The sequence below is a fragment of the Micromonospora sp. NPDC023633 genome, assembly GCF_040640035.1.
GTDB lineage: Bacteria > Actinomycetota > Actinomycetes > Mycobacteriales > Micromonosporaceae > Micromonospora.
The window spans coordinates 1-14,424 of record NZ_JBFABB010000064.1 but is presented as its reverse complement, the minus strand read 5'-3'; the positions used below and the strand labels follow the sequence as shown (position 1 = coordinate 14,424).

The 14,424-nt window shown below is 67.8% G+C and carries 10 protein-coding genes and 1 tRNA gene; 3 read left to right on the top strand and 8 right to left on the bottom strand.

Going from position 1 to position 14,424, the window contains the following annotated elements; translation table 11 throughout:
- Window positions 1-88: 88 nt before the first annotated feature.
- Both AB0G13_RS20390 and AB0G13_RS20385 read right to left on the bottom strand, forming a co-directional pair.
- On the bottom strand, window positions 89-760 hold the full coding sequence (locus AB0G13_RS20390; protein WP_357876352.1) for a Crp/Fnr family transcriptional regulator: 672 nt from the start codon (window positions 758-760) through the stop codon (window positions 89-91).
- A gap of 38 nt (window positions 761-798) precedes the next feature.
- Entirely contained in the window at window positions 799-939 is a 141-nt protein-coding gene (locus tag AB0G13_RS20385) for a hypothetical protein (protein WP_357876350.1), read from the bottom strand.
- A gap of 156 nt (window positions 940-1,095) precedes the next feature.
- Between AB0G13_RS20385 and AB0G13_RS20380 the strand changes: the two genes are divergently transcribed.
- Window positions 1,096-2,088: a DUF4238 domain-containing protein gene (locus tag AB0G13_RS20380; RefSeq protein ID WP_357876348.1), complete on the top strand. Its 993-nt coding sequence runs from the start codon at window positions 1,096-1,098 to the stop codon at window positions 2,086-2,088.
- A 190-nt stretch (window positions 2,089-2,278) separates the two neighbouring features.
- On the opposite strand, the gene AB0G13_RS20375 is transcribed toward AB0G13_RS20380, so the two are convergent.
- The 5 genes from AB0G13_RS20375 to AB0G13_RS20355 all read right to left on the bottom strand — a co-directional run bounded on the left by AB0G13_RS20375 (window position 2,279) and on the right by AB0G13_RS20355 (window position 11,664).
- Window positions 2,279-3,427 carry a hypothetical protein gene (locus AB0G13_RS20375; RefSeq protein ID WP_357876346.1) on the bottom strand — a complete coding sequence of 383 codons (1,149 nt, stop codon included), beginning with the start codon at window positions 3,425-3,427 and terminating at the stop codon, window positions 2,279-2,281.
- A gap of 385 nt (window positions 3,428-3,812) precedes the next feature.
- Window positions 3,813-6,239: a hypothetical protein gene (locus AB0G13_RS20370; RefSeq protein WP_357876344.1), complete on the bottom strand. Its 2,427-nt coding sequence runs from the start codon at window positions 6,237-6,239 to the stop codon at window positions 3,813-3,815.
- A 166-nt stretch (window positions 6,240-6,405) separates the two neighbouring features.
- Complete coding sequence (locus AB0G13_RS20365; protein ID WP_357876342.1) at window positions 6,406-8,970, bottom strand: DUF2510 domain-containing protein; 2,565 nt, start codon at window positions 8,968-8,970, stop codon at window positions 6,406-6,408.
- Window positions 8,963-11,041 (bottom strand): DEAD/DEAH box helicase family protein, encoded by a 2,079-nt coding sequence (locus AB0G13_RS20360; protein WP_357876340.1) that lies wholly within the window; start codon window positions 11,039-11,041, stop codon window positions 8,963-8,965. The genes AB0G13_RS20365 and AB0G13_RS20360 overlap by 8 nt, the downstream gene beginning before the upstream one ends.
- The gene (locus tag AB0G13_RS20355; RefSeq protein WP_357876338.1) at window positions 11,041-11,664 is read right to left on the bottom strand and encodes a hypothetical protein; all 624 of its coding nucleotides are present in this window, start codon (window positions 11,662-11,664) and stop codon (window positions 11,041-11,043) included. Before AB0G13_RS20355 ends, AB0G13_RS20360 begins: the two co-directional genes overlap by 1 nt.
- Window positions 11,665-11,950: 286 nt before the next feature.
- On the opposite strand from AB0G13_RS20355, the gene AB0G13_RS20350 reads away from it, so the two are divergent.
- A complete protein-coding gene (locus AB0G13_RS20350) occupies window positions 11,951-13,468 on the top strand; it encodes a recombinase family protein (protein ID WP_357876397.1) in 1,518 nt (505 codons plus the stop codon).
- Window positions 13,469-13,470: 2 nt separating this feature from the next.
- On the opposite strand, the gene AB0G13_RS20345 is transcribed toward AB0G13_RS20350, so the two are convergent.
- Window positions 13,471-13,554 (bottom strand) — tRNA-Leu (locus AB0G13_RS20345).
- Between the two features lie 223 nt (window positions 13,555-13,777).
- Between AB0G13_RS20345 and AB0G13_RS20340 the strand changes: the two genes are divergently transcribed.
- On the top strand, window positions 13,778-14,424 hold a 647-nt coding region (locus tag AB0G13_RS20340; protein WP_357876336.1), incomplete at its 3' end, for a tetratricopeptide repeat protein.

Below are 14,424 nucleotides of genomic sequence, written 5' to 3'. Positions count from 1 at the left end.
CCGAATGAAGGCAATCGTGTCCGGCCCGTTTGGGTAACGCTGCCCACCACTGTGCACAGCAGAGGTGACGTGGTTATCAACCACTGCGTCATCCGGCCAGCCGGTGCAGTGCATCGACGTCGAGGATCGATACCCGCATGCGATGGGTGTCCAGCACGCCTTCGGCGCGGAGAACCCCGAGCGCGAGGACGACGGCGTTCCGGGACGCGCCGATTAGCTCTGCCAGATCCTGTTGCGGCAGCTCGAAGGCGCGTTGGCCACCGGCGGCGTCAGCCGTCACGTAGAGCCGGAGCAGGGCCCGGGCTAGGCGCTGCCGTACCGGAAGGACGGCGATCTCGGTCCGCTGGACGTCAGACTGTCGGAGGCGGTTGACGGTATACCGGGCGTAGGCGGCGGTGACGGAGGGTCGTTCGATGAACCGTTTGAAACTCGCCCCTGGGACCACCCGGACCACCATGGGGGTCAGCGTCGAAACCGTGCCGGAGCGGCGGCCACCGTCCATCACGGCCAGGTCGCCCACGATGTCGCCAGCCCCGCGAATCGTCAGGATCGCCCTCTTTCCCGTTGCTTCGCCCCGAACTACCTTGACCGCGCCGCTGAGGATCACGTAGGCGTGCTCCCCCTCGTCGCCCTGTCGGAACAACGGGTAGTCGGCGGCCATGAGGCACCGGGAACCGAGCGAGCACATCGCGGCCCAGTCGGTCGACGAAAGAAAGGAAGCGAGACCGCCACTGCTGGCAGACAGGTCGTCAACGTCCACGCACAGAAGGTAACGAGTAGATTCCCTCCGGCCTACCCTCAAGCCGGCCCCTCCCCCCGGAACTGCGGCATCACGCTGAGGCGGCGCCGCAGTTCCGGCGGACTGGTCGGAGGTGGTGAGTCGCCGGCGCCGAGGGCGGCGACCGGGCTGACCCGGGCGGCGTGGTAGGCCGGCAGCACTCCTCAGCACGGTAGCGATCTAATACCCGACCGGCCCGCAGCCGGCATCGGCGGTACACCCCCACGGCGTAGCCCGCCGTTGCGGTGCATGTCGCACAGCAGACCCCCCATTTCGGCGCTCCGAATCCGCTGGCCAGCTACCGTAGCCTTGAAGGCATGGCGGGTAAGGACAAGTTGCGGCGCCGGCATCACATCGTGCCGCGGTTCTACCTTCAACGATTCGCTGACCAGCGAGGGCTACTCAGGCGCATCGTGCTCCCTGGCAACGTCCGCCACTCAGTTTCTGTCACGGACGCTACGGTGGCCAAAGACTTCTACCTCGTTGAGGAGGAGGACGGCAGCCGCAGCGACCGGGTGGAGCGGCTGCTGGGCGACGTCGAGACTGAGGCCGCAGATGCGTTCCGCACGGTCGTCGACCGCCAGGTGTGGCCAATCCCGGACGACGCGCGGCTCGCCATCGCTTGTTGGGCGGCCTTCCAGATCCTCCGCACCACCGTTCAGCGGCAATCCGGTGCGGAACTCGCCGACATGCTGTTCAAGCTGCAAATGGGCGCTGGCGGCAAGCCCCAGCTCCGCAGCATGCTGCGCAAGAACCTCAACCGGGAGCCTACCGAGGCAGAGGTCGAGGAACTCTGGACGAAGATCAGTGACTTCGACTCCTACGCAGTCGTGCCCCATCCGAACTCCCAGATCAAGACGATGCTGGATCTGATGCCCACTGCTGCATACACGTTTTATGAGCGAGGCTGGACCCTGATCCGCTGGAAGCGCAAGGCCCTCGTAACGAGTGATCATCCGGTTGTCCTGGTGGCCAATCCTGATCGGCCACAGTGGTCCGGTGTGGGGCTGCGGACAGCTGGTGCCATCCTCGTGCCGCTCGACCGCCGCGCTGCACTCTGGATGGAAGCACCGAAGGCAGCCGACGAGCAACTAGCCGGGACTACAGCGATGGCTAACGTTTACAACTGGATGATCGTCGGCCAGGCCCACAAGGCCCTATTCCACCACCCTGACGATGATCCACTTGCCGGCATCGACCTGCCAGAGCCGCGCGGCAGGCTCATGAGAGGCTATGAGCAGGTCGAGGGCTTCGTTTATCCGGACGGCATGCCTCCTATCCCAGCGGGCGTTGACCTCCCTACTTCTTGACGAGCCGAATTGTCCCCGCCGCCCTTGCGCACGTCGGCGATCGTCAGGACGCCACGCGGGCCACCTGGTGTGCAATGAAGTGTGATCGTACTCCTGGTAGATCGCCTGGATGTCGGCTCAGTCGCAGTCTATTCAGCAACGAAACACGCGGCGACCGCTGATCGGGTGCACGCTCATCGGCTAGACCGGCTCAGCACCGGGCGAATCCCAGAGCCTCGTCACGCAGCCCCTTCAGCACTTCGAAGTTATGCAGCATGACGCCGGGGTTGTGGGTATGGGTCACCTTCAGCCTCGACATCCGATCGAGCACCTCCTCATCGGTCAGCTGAGCCAGCCACCCTGCGATCTGCTGGTCGCTCGGGGAGCCGTCCACCTGACCGATCAGATCGACCAGGTCTGTCCGGACGACTGCCGCGCCCAGGCGCCGAACTTGGCGATCTGCGGCCGACGTCGTCGAACCCATCAACATCGCACGTCGTTCGTCCTGGTGACCAACGGCGATCTCATAGCGCGTCGGAAGCGCCGGCTCGGGCGGCTCCGTGCCCGTGACTAGGCGCGGCACCGCCTGGGTGCGGACCCAATGGGAGATCTCATCGAGCTCCTGCATCAGCACCGGCCACCGGTCCGTGCCTGGTCGATTGATCCCGATCGTCGGAAACAGGGTGACGGGGATGGTGGTGCCGATCGGGGTCTCCGCGATGACGTCGCCCACGCTTAGCGGCTCTTCGGGCCGCGGTGGCAGGTCGCGTACCGAGCGGGGAATCTGGTTGTCCTGGTACATGGCAGCCAAGCGGACCGCGGTGATCGCGGGCGTCCTGTGCTTCGCGTGGTTCGTGTGGAGCACCAGTCGAGCCAGAGGGTGCATCTGAGGGTCGCTCTGACGGTGGAAGGGCTGCAGGCGTTCGATCCGCCGCACGAGTTCGCTGCCAACTCGAAGCGATGGCGGACGGTTACGCAACTGCTTCTTCGTCCACTCCTCGAACTTTTCGTATGTGTCCGACGCGGGCATCTCCACGAGGCGGGCCGCCTTTTCATCAAACGGCGCACCGTCCAAGAACTCGACCTCGGCGAACAGCGTGTGCTCAAGCGCGGCCCGCAGTGCCACCAACGCGTCGGCGACGAGGAGGGGCACCTTGCGTGGGATCGGAGCCACGCTGCCCACAACGGTCCGACTGAACGCTCCCGCCGGAACCTCACGCAAGCCGAGCACGCCTTGAGCCTGTGTCTGGTAGGCGAAGAGCAGATCGCCGACCTGTCCGATCAGCTCATCCGCGTGCGAGAGCGTCGCGGCGACGCCGAGATGGCGCTCGGGGAGCCAATGGGGCGTCGAGTCCGTCACGCCGCGATTCTACGTGGTCTCGAAGTCGCGCACCTTCGTGCAACTCCCCCACCGACGAGTCGCCCCAGGCTTTACCCGAGTCTAGGTCGACTGCGGCTGGGTGCGGGCGGCGAGTTTCTTGGAACCGCATTCCAGTGGGCGGGGCGTCAGCACCATCACCGTCGGCCGGTTGCTGGGCAATGCAGCAGAGTGGCACAGGACGTTAAACCTGTCCGCCATCCGTATGAAGGACGGCGCGACTCTCTGAGTCGCGCCGCTCCGTTAGCCGGGATCACACCGACGGTCGTCGGACCGCAGTAACGGATGCACTTGGCGCCTAAGCTGCCGGTATGCGGTCCGGATTCTGCCAACGTCGGCCCCAGCGTGACCGGTTCGCCGGGCGTAGTCAGCGCTGCGTCGGCACTGGCCGAATCGTCCGAAGCGCCTCGATGCCCATCAGTCCCATGTTGGCGACCACGGCGTCCAGTTGCGGGTCGGGACCGGGCAAGCGATTGTCGTAGGCGGTGGCTACCAGCGCACCGGTGTCGCCGTCATAGAGTAGCCCGAAGGACCGGTCGAGCTGCCACTGGTGCTTCTTCGCGCTGGCGTACCGCGCCAGCTCCGCGCGGGCGGCTGCAGGGGCGACGTAGGACGGATGCGTCATCCACACGAGCACGAAACTGTCGCCACGTCGTGTTCCGCCGGGCATGGCGGCGCTGTGCGGACGCCCGTCCGCGCGGGTCTGCCCGGTGAGACGCTCACCCAGTCCCGCCCATCGTCGTTGCGTGGGAGTGTCTCCGCCCAGAAGAGTAGCGGACATCGCCAGCCATCCCGGTTCTGCCCGAGCGGCGAGGTCGTCAACGAGTTGCATCAGGCCCCGGTCCGCCATCAGGCGAGGCTTGTCAGCCGGGGTCCGGCGGTATCCGAGCCGATGCATGTACCAGGCGTCGAGAGCGTCCGTCCGGCTCGTCAGCAGCTCCAGCTGCTGCTCGCGGTACTTGCGCCGGTCCCTGACCCGGGGCGCGCCAAGCTGCGGGAGCTCGCGATGCACGACATCGGGATCGGGTTCGGCGTACAGCTTCGCGGCGAGGAAGTACAGATAAAAATCGAGTTCGTCGACAGCATGGAACCGTCGTGTGATGTCCAGCTCGGTGCGCCGGCGCAGGTACAACAGCAACTCCGCGGGCCGGTCGATGAGCTCGCTGATGATGCGCAGGTCATGGAGCGAGACAGTCCACGGCAGGGCGCTGTCGATTAGCAGGCCGGCGGCGACGAGGTCGCTCGTCACGGTAGCGATGCCGGATAGGTCCTCGAGGCTGACCGCGATGGCGTGCACTTCGCGCACACCGCTGAGATCCAGCCAACTATTGTCGCGTAGGCGCAGCCCGCCATCGTCGAGTATGCGCTGGCGGAGCCGCTCGCTCTGGTTCGCAGCATCGGTGACGATGCGACGCAGGTCCTGCCGCAGCCGCAGCGGATCCCCAGTCCGCGACTGCGCGCGCAGGGCCACAGCCTTGCTCTCGATGATGACCGCTACATCGTCGCAGATGAGCAGACCGTCGCCCTCGACTACCTTGGTGTAGCGTGGCGGTTCGGTTTCCGCGTTTGTGGCTGGGACGAAGTACTCCAGCCCAAGATGCGAGACGCACTCGGGCAGATGCGCCGTGACGAGATCAGCTGTTGCCTGCTCGACATACTGGCCGCGGTGCTTGCTGTAGACGTCCCAAGCGCGCTGATCCGAGCGCAGTGCCTCCTCCACACGCTCGCGAATCGCCGGAATCAGCAGCCCGCCGTGCACGACGACGAAGCTACCGTGGGAATCTTGCAAGATTGGGCGTACACGCAGCGGCGACCGGCCCTGAAAGAACTCCAGCGCCACCTCGGCCGGCGACCGCTGCACCAGCGGCGTTGTGAACAAGTCGAGCACGGTGCGGACAGTCTCCACATCGACGCCGGCACTGCGGGCGATGACCTCTTCGGTGAAGGTCGAGCAGGCAGCGGGATTGTCCCAGATCTGAGCCCACAGGTGCAGCGCCTGGGCGACCACCTCCGGCGGCAGGTCACCAGACTTCGCAGTGTCAGAGTCGGCCAACTGGCCGAACTCGCGCAACGCACCGAAGCGGCCCTGCCATGCCTCGTCGTGCAGGGCCTGTAAGGCCGAGAATACGTCCCTGATCTGCCTCACCGTGCAGCCCATAACCCTGCGACAGGCGTCGTCCACGGCTGGCTGGTCGAACAGCGCCGTCAAGGTGTCCTCAACCATGTGGCCGTATGCGACGTTACGCACCGACACCTCACGCAGCCGTGTGCCGAAGCTGAGGCGCCGCAACGGATCAGCATCCAACGCGGAACCGAACATGATCAGCATGGAACCCGCGTCGAAGGCCTCCTTGGCGGCGATCTGAATGTCCTCGACGATCTGCACCGGCCTCACCGGCTGGTCTTCGTCGTTTGCTGAGGACGCAGCACGGCTACCTCGAGCCGCCAAGATCAGGGCCACAAGCTCAACCAGTGCGGCACTACCTTCGTGTTCGGTCTCTCGGAAGGTCTCCGGGTTGGCCATCGCGTTGTGAAGCCGGACGTACTCGAGAACGTCGAAGGCATCGCACTGCGCGGTCAGCCGCGCGATGCGCTGTGCCGCCTCGGTAAGCCGCGCAACCGCAAGCGCTGCGGCGGCGTCCAGATCGCCCAGCTCGGCGTACTGCCCGAACCGCTCAAACCCTTCCAAGGCAAGTCGAATCGGGCGAGGAAGGTCGCGGCCTAGGGCCCCGACCTGCTTCGCGCGACGGCGCCTACGGCGCTTCTCCGCCTTCCTGCGCTTCTCGCCTGACACACCAAGATCGTACGACCGGTTGCGCTCGTTGCCGGCCGCGCCGCGGTCCGGGAATGAGCCCCATCTGGCGCCACGGATGCTCCTGGTGGCCTTGCAATACAGGATCCTGCCGGCCTGCCAATCGGCGCAGTCGATCCCACCCTCTCACACACTGGGCAGCCAGTCGTCACGGTCTGTGGATGTGCTCCGTCCAGGTGGCGCCGTCCCACCAGCGCAGCTGCCCCGGCGCCTGGGGGTCCGGGTACCAGCCGGCGCCCGGGGCTGCCGGGGCCGACGCCTTCCGGTGGCCGAGGAGCCGCCCCGAGACACCTGAGCGTCGCTCGGGGGCTGCGGTGCCTGCCGCCGGTGAGGCTGGTGCTGGCTGCGCCGTGGTAGCGGACATCGACGGTTGAGCCGGGATTGGCCGTTGCTCCGGGGCGGGCCGGCCCGGTGCTGCCTGGCCGGTGGACTCCCATGACCGCCCGAGCGGAGCCATCCGCGCGGGCGGGGCCACCGACGCCGGCGGCCCGACCGAGGTGGTCGTCGGCTCTGTGCCGGCGACCCGGCTCGCAGCTTGCTCCGCGGTGGTCGCGGTCGGACGGACGGTGTCGAGTCCAGCACGGACCTGCCGGACGACAGCCGCGTATCGGTCGAAGGTGACGGTGTCGGGCCAGGTGAGCCGGGCAGCGCCGAACTCCTTCGGAGTCGGCGGCCGGTCGAGCGCCTCCTCGAGCTGGATGAATCGGGGGGCCTCGGCTGCCAGCCTGCGGAGGTCCCACGAGAGGTGGTTGCCCTCGATGTCCTCAACCGCGCGGCTGTTGGGGACGTACCGGCCGCCAAGAATGGTGAAGACCTGATTGCAGAACGCCGCCCGGTCATAGGGCATCAGCTGCACGCGAGTCTGCTCGACGGGTGCTCTTTCGCCGACGGCGGCGTAGAGCGCGGCGAGGTCCCCGCCGAACCAGGCATTGGCGATCGGTGCCCCGAGGGCGGCAAACTGCTTGAGGGTAGGGAGCTTGCCGCGGCGGGCAACGGCGAGGTTCACCTGGCGGGCGAGCCCGCGCAGCGGCTCCTCCCAGGCGCGGTTCAGCGCAGTCTCCAGGTTCTGGGCGGCCCATGCGCGGCGGTGCGTGGTGACGATGTCGCGGAGGATCTCGAATCCGTCGCGGCGAACGCCCCCGCCCATCGACATCGTGATGGTGACGCCGGGGCCTGCTTCATCGAGGACGCGGCGGTCTGCCCACAGTTCCTGCGGGGGTCCTAGCCGCTGCTGCGCGGCGCGCAGGTCAGTGAACAATTGCGGGTCGACCGGTGTGTCGGCGGCGGCGAGGGCCTTGACATCCCGGCTGTAGTACTCGGCCGTGCCGTCGATGTCGGTGCGGGAGTAGGGGCCCTCGCAGTAGAACCAGCAGGTGAGCGCGATGTTGTTCCAGAAGGTCAGAGCGGGGCCGAACGCGGCGACCATCGCCGCTTGTGGGAACAGCGTCGAGACGATGCGGTCGGGGTAGCGCGGAACGCATGCGCCGCTCCACAGGGCGTCGATGTCGGCGAGCACGGCCGGGGGCAGAACCCGCTCGAGATCGGGGCGGGTGAACGGCACGTCCTCGCCGATGTCGAAGCCGCGGCCTGGCGTCAGGTCTGGTGGTACCGGCATGCCGGGGGCCTGCCGCGCGTGGATGGTGTCGAACACGGCCCAGTAGCGGCGCAGGACGTCGAGGCGGCGCTGGATGGGGGAACGGATTTCGTCGGTGCCGAGGTAGCTGGCAAGGATCTTCGCGACCTCCTCGACCGGCAGGTTCTTCTCGGCGGCGACCTGCTCGACCTTCGCTGAGGCCTGCACATACAGTCGCGGCTCGGGCAGAGCTGTGCTGATCTCCTCGCCTGCGGCCACCGCCTCGCCGAGGTAGTCCAGCAGCGCCAGCCAGTTGCCGCCGAAGTAGGCGGCGGTCGCTGGTTGCAGCGCCTTTGTCAGTACCGCTCGTGCGGTGGGCGCGTTCTTATTCGCCTTCGCGTAGTACCGGCTCACCAGCGGCCGGAGCACCTCGGCACGCCACCGGCGGACTGTCTGCCGGCCGACGACCTGGCGGAGCGCGTCGAGCAGCGCCACCTTCGTCGCGGTCTGCTCCGCGGTCGGCAGTTGTGACCAGCCGTTGCCCGGACGCATCCGGGTCAGCGCGGAGCGCACGTTCTCGCTCGCGAGTCCGAGCGCGGTATACAAGCCGTCGACGGCGGCCCAGGCGGCGTCCCGGGCGGCGGGCTCGAGCGCGCCGGCGTCGGGGCCGCGCAGAATTAGCGGTGCGTAGAGGGCGTTGGCGAACGGGATAAGCAGCGCCCAGCTGGCCAGCGCATCCGGGCTGCCGTCGAACTCGACGCGTACAGCGTCGGTCGCCGCGGTATTCATCGCCCAACGCGGCTCGATGGCGTAGTACGCGGGCAGGTTGACCGTTCCTGGCTTGATCGGCGCTGACTCCGGCAGCCACCACGCGCCCGCGGCCTGTTGCGTGGCGAGGTCGAACCCCTGCTTGAGCGCCGCACGGGTCGAGGGGGGAACGTGCCGGAGCGTGAGTGCCCTGGTGGCTTCGGCGGCGGTCACCCGCACGGGGGGCTTTCCGGCAAACGCCACAGAGGTCACCGCGGCCAGCAGTTCGTCCACCGCAGCGAACCGCTTGCCAGCACCGGCCTCGTCCTCGACGGCCAGCCACTCCTCCGCATTATTGGTCGCGGCCAGTCGGCGCCCCAGGCTGTCAGTCACGCATGCCTCGCATCACCTCGACGTACTGATCGAACGTCACTGGGTTGACGGTGCTGGCCGCGTAGGCGGCGTATCGGGCGGCCAGTGCCTCCCGTTCTCGTTCCGCGCGGCGGGTCTCGATCCTGTCGGCGTCGTACACCACGCGGCTGGCGATCTCGCCGCGCTCGAACAGGACGAAGGCGTCCATCCGGGCGGCCTCGTCACCGCTGGTCGTTCCGGGCAACGGCGGCCGGGTGCCGCCCGGACGGGCATCGAGCGTCGCGTCCCCGGTGATCGGGTCCATGTCGTTTTCGGCGTAAAGCGTGTCCAGGTGCTCGTTGAGACCGAGCTCGGCGTGCAGCACGACGTCGAGGAACTGCTGCTCCGGGCCGACCCGGCCAATCAGCGCCGGGTGGAGCAGCACCCGGATCCCGCGTCCGATGAACTGGTAGAACTCGCTGAAGCTGCCGTAGGGGCGCATCGGGACGACGACGCAGATCGGCGGGAAGTCGTAGCCTTGGCCGAGCATCTTCAACTGCACGATCGCGTCCAGGTCTCCGGCATCGGACTCGAACCGCTCGCGGACCCGCTTGATCTGAGTGTCGGTCATCGAGTGGTGCAACACGTCGCAGGCGATGCCCTGCTCGTTGGCGATGCGGGAGATCTGCTCGGCGTGCGCCTGCCCCATCGCCGCGAACAACACCCTCGGTTTGACCGGGAACAGCAGCTCCCGCTGAGCGTCCAGCGCACCGGCCACGGCCCGCATGACCCGGCGGATGGGTTCGGTGGACCGCGCGGTGATCCGTGACAGCTTGCGTTCGTCTCCGAGGACGGCGAGCAGCGCGTCACGGCCAATGATTTCGTCCCGGCGGCCGTCGGGCCACACCAGTTCGTAGGTGGTCAGTGCGGTGTCGGGGACGAAAGGCAGCACCCGCAGGTTCTTGGCGTTGCCGTCGGCGATGGAGTCGATCAGCCGGTAGCGGTAGACGACGTCGGCGGCGATCGGTTTGCCGTCTAGTCGGGTGAAACAGGCACTCATCAGCAGCGACCGGGCGCTAGCGAAGTGCGCGAACAGTCGCTGGTAGGACTCTGCGGCGGCGATGTGCGCCTCGTCGACGACGATCATGTCCACGTCGTCGGGTGTGAGCTTGGTCAGCAGGTCGTCGGGATCGCCGCCCGTGCCCAGGGAGTGGAAGTTGGTCACGATCACGTCGGCGGCGAGCAACTGTTCTCGCGTGACGCGCCGGATGCCGCCGGTGTCCCGGTCAAGTACCCGCACCACCGGCGGGCGGCGGCCGGGTATGAGCGGGCCGCCGGGGAGTCCGTAGAGAGCGTTGCCGGGTGCCTGGTGGTCGAAGGCGCGGTCGAACGTGCCTCGGATGACATTGCCTGGCGTGACGACCAGCGCGCGCCGCCGGGTGAACGCTAGGGCCGCGGCCACGCCGAGGACGGTCTTGCCGGCACCGACGCTCATCACGCAGGCGGCCTTCGTGCCACCGGAACCGTAGTAGTTACCGAGCGCGGCGAACGCTTGCTTCTGACACTCCCGCAGGGTGCGGACGTCGATGGCGGAACGGACGCCGACGAAGTACCCGGAGGACGTCGGCGATGCGGCACGCGGGGACGGTGCCAACGCCCATATCGGGTCGGGGGCCATGTCGGGCGCCTCCACATGGGGATCGGGAGAGACGAGGAGAGCAAGCGCGGGGTCGCGCGTGAGTACCGCCTGAAGCTGAGCAACGCAGCGGGCGGTGTCGGTGCGGATCGCATCGTAAGAGAATCGGACGACGGCACAGCCGGTGGCCATCAGGTCGTTCTGCCGGAGCCGGTCGTATGTGAATGCCGCACGGGTGCCATGCACGGTGAAGCCGTCGAGCTCGACAGCGACAGTCAGCTCATCCCCGCGGATCTCGTAGTCCAAGCGATAGGTGCGTCCGTCGACGGTGACCTCGGCCTGCGGGCGCAGGCGAGCGACGATCGCCTGCGATGCGGCCGGCGTGAGTACCCACCGCAGGAACGCCCACTCGAGGAACGAGTCGCTGGGCAGCACGTCCGCCAGCGACGTGACCTTGCCCGCCTGGGCGGGGATCATCAGCTCTTGTCCTCCGCGGCGAACGCAGCACACCGCTCCCGTGCCCGCCGGGCAGGTGGAGTGTCGCCGTTGTCGAACCGATCGGCGAGCTCAAGCACCTGAGCTGCGTCGCCGAGCGCCCCCTCGGTGAGATAAAGGTCCAAAAGCGTCCGAAATGCTGTGATGCTGACGAACCGCAGTCCGCCGTCACGGTGCTCATAGGTGACCGCACTCGGGCAAGCCCGGATCAGCTGAAGGTCTAGCCAGCACAGCCGTTCCAGCTCGACGAATGCCTGCGGCCCTTCGGCGCGACGTGACCACAGGAGAGAGATGACCTCCTGGATTGCGAAGTGATAGTCAGCGGGTTCACCGGGTAACTCGAGAGCTTCGGCGAGAGTGCGCAACACCCGGGTCGTTGTCGCCTTACGGGAATCATCGAGACGGTAGGCACCAGCAGGGGCCTGACTGGTGGTTCCGTTCGGCATCGGCCAACTCAGGGACGGCGGCATGTCCGGCCAGCGGTTCACGGTCGGGCGCACCTTGCGCTGCCTGAGCTTGGACACATCCAGCCCCGACGGCGGGGAATAGTGGACGTCTGGCACTTTTGCGAAGCGTGGGAACCACAGTGGCACCTGTGAGTTCATCTGACGCCCTTCCTTGCAACGGCGCCCGAACGCGGCGCCGCGTTGCTGAACCAGCACGTAACGTACCGACGGTCGGCTACGTTGTCACGCTGTGCTGCCCCGGCGGAGCCCTCATCCAGCAGCTGGGCTGGCCGTCAGACCGTGCCTAGATCGCTGTCCGTCAGCCGGCCGGCCGGAGTCCGGCGATACCACCCGAAAAGGTGACAGAGCTGCGCGGATTGAGCGTTCCTCCTACTCTGGACGTGGGAACCATGACTGGGTAGATGTGCCGATCGTGGAGGTCCTTATGGTGGGGAGGACGACGGCAGAACCGGGACGGAGCACTCTTTCGTCCTGGGCCGCCGGGCAGCGGAAGCTACGGCCACAACGGTTCACCCCGGCTGCGGATGGGCTGCGGTTCGCGTTCTATGGACGTATGTCCACCGTCGACTTTCAGGATCGGGCGTCGTCGTGCCGGTGGCAACGCGACTACGCCGGCGACCTGGTCGCCGGTCACGGCGGGATCGTGGTGGAGTTCTTCGACGAGGGCGTCTCCCGCCGAGTGCCCTGGCCGGACCGGCCGCAGGCGGCACGGCTGCTCGCCGCGGTGACGGACGCGGCACGCGGGTTCGACGCGATCGTCGTCGGTGAGTACGAGCGCGCCTTCCACGGCCAGCAGCTTGAACAGTTGACTCCCACCTTGCTCAGGCACGGCGTGCAGTTGTGGCTGCCGGAAACTTACGGGCCGGTGGACTTCGACAACCCCCGACAGTTGGCGTTGCTGGACCTGCTCGGCGTGCACTCCCAGCGGGAGGTCTCCCGAGCCAGGCATCGCACGACCGCGGCTATGCGCGCTCAGGCCGAGTTGCAGGGCCGGCATCTCGGCGGCCGGCCACCCAACGGCTACCGGCTCGCCGACGCCGGCCCTCATCCGAACCGCGCCCACGCCGCCTGGGGACGACGCCTGCACCGCTTGGAGCCCGACCCTGCCACCGCACCCCACGTCCGGTGGATTTTCGAGCAGCGGCTTGCCGGCCGGAGCGTGGCCAGCATCGCTCGCGCCCTCAACGACAACGGGGTTCCCTGCCCGTCCGGCGCCGACCCAGCGCGTAACCCCCACCGCAGCGGCCTCCAGTGGATGCTGACCACTGTCGCGGCGATCCTGGCCAACCCCCGTTACACCGGACGGCAGGTCTGGAACCGTCAACGCACCGACCGTGATGCCCTCCCTGACAAGGGAACCTTCGATCGACACCACGAGATCCAACGGTGGAACGCCTCCACCGACTGGGTCATCTCCCGCGAGATCGCTCATACTCCGCTGGTCAGCGAAGAACAATTCGTCGCCGTCCAGGCAATCCACACCGCACCGACCCCAGCCGACGGCATCCCCCGCTGCTATCTGTTGGCCGGAGTGATCTGCTGCGGCGTGTGCGGCCGAATCATGGACTCCCACTGGGTCCACGACCGCGCCGGCTACCGATGCCGACACGGCAACACCAGCGCCCGGCCCACCTCATCGAGACGACAGAAGACCCTCTACGTCCGGGAAGACCATCTCCTGGACAGGATTCGACACGACAGCTGCCTCCGTCGGCACCATCCGGCGATGCGCGACCAGGATTCGGACAGCGTCGCGGGCTACCTGCGGCTCCACAGCATGATCATCGTGTGCGACCACGACACCTGGACCATCGAAGCCGAGACCGCGATCTACACGCTCACCGCCCCGACGAGCGTCCTGCCCCACACAGCGAAAATCCCCGCCCAACGGGACGGGGATCGCGCGAAACGCGAAGAGAAATCACGCTTCGTGTGGAAATAACGTGTCCGAGGGGGGACTTGAACCCCCACGCCCTATACGGGCACTAGCACCTCAAGCTAGCGCGTCTGCCATTCCGCCACCCGGACCTGCTCGTCCAGCCTACCGTGTCGACCGGGGGTGACCTTCCACCCGCCGGCCGCCCTGGTGGGCCGCACGGGGAGTTACTGTACACGCCCCGGGTGGATCATGCACATCTGCTTCCGGCCGATGGGTCGACGCAGGTCGGAGGGGTGCCCGGACCCGTGTGAGCCGCGGCCAACCGGTGGGCCTGGGTAGCGTCCGACGGGCCTCACGCGGCAGCATGGCCACGTGTCCCATCCCTCTCCCCTGGCCGCCGTGCAGCACCGGGCCCTCGCCCTGCGCGCCGCGGGCGATCTCTACTCCGCCCGTCGACTGCTCACCGACGCCGTCGGCTCCGCCCGGCCGCCGTACGGCAAGGACCACCCGGATGTGCTGAGCACCGCGCACCTGCTGGCCCGCCTGCACAGGGAGGCGGGCGACCCGGGTGCCGCCCGCCGGGTGCTGGAGGAGGCGTTCGCTGCCGGCGAGCGGCTCTGGCCGCCGTCCGATCCGCTGATGCTGGCGCTCGCCTTCGAGTTGGCCGCCGTGGCGGACGAGTTGGGCAACCGGCACGAGGCGCGCCGCAACTACACCCGTGTCGCCAGTCTCGGGCCCGCCGTGCTCGGTGTCGACCACCCGGCGGTACGCACGGCGCGGCAGTATCTCGGCGACGCCGCTCCCGCCCCTCAGCCCGCACCGCCGGTCGCGCGGCCCGACATGTCTGCGCTCTCCGAGCCGACCATGTCACTGGCGGTGCTCTCCACCGCCTGGCGGCCGCACGAGCCGGCCGCGGCCGGCCCTCCGCAGCCACCGGCCGCGCAGCCGATGCCGCCGCACGTCACCAGCTCCCCACCGGCGGCGTCGGCGCCCGCACAGACGCCGCCGATCCCGCCGCC

Bases quoted from the DNA above. Each gene is read 5' to 3' on its own strand.
- AB0G13_RS20380 (WP_357876348.1), top strand. From the start codon at position 1,096: ATGGCGGGTAAGGACAAGTTGCGGCGCCGGCATCACATCGTGCCGCGG.
- AB0G13_RS20360 (WP_357876340.1), bottom strand. From the start codon at position 11,041: ATGATCCCCGCCCAGGCGGGCAAGGTCACGTCGCTGGCGGACGTGCTG.
- AB0G13_RS20355 (WP_357876338.1), bottom strand. From the start codon at position 11,664: ATGAACTCACAGGTGCCACTGTGGTTCCCACGCTTCGCAAAAGTGCCA.
- AB0G13_RS20350 (WP_357876397.1), top strand. From the start codon at position 11,951: ATGGTGGGGAGGACGACGGCAGAACCGGGACGGAGCACTCTTTCGTCC.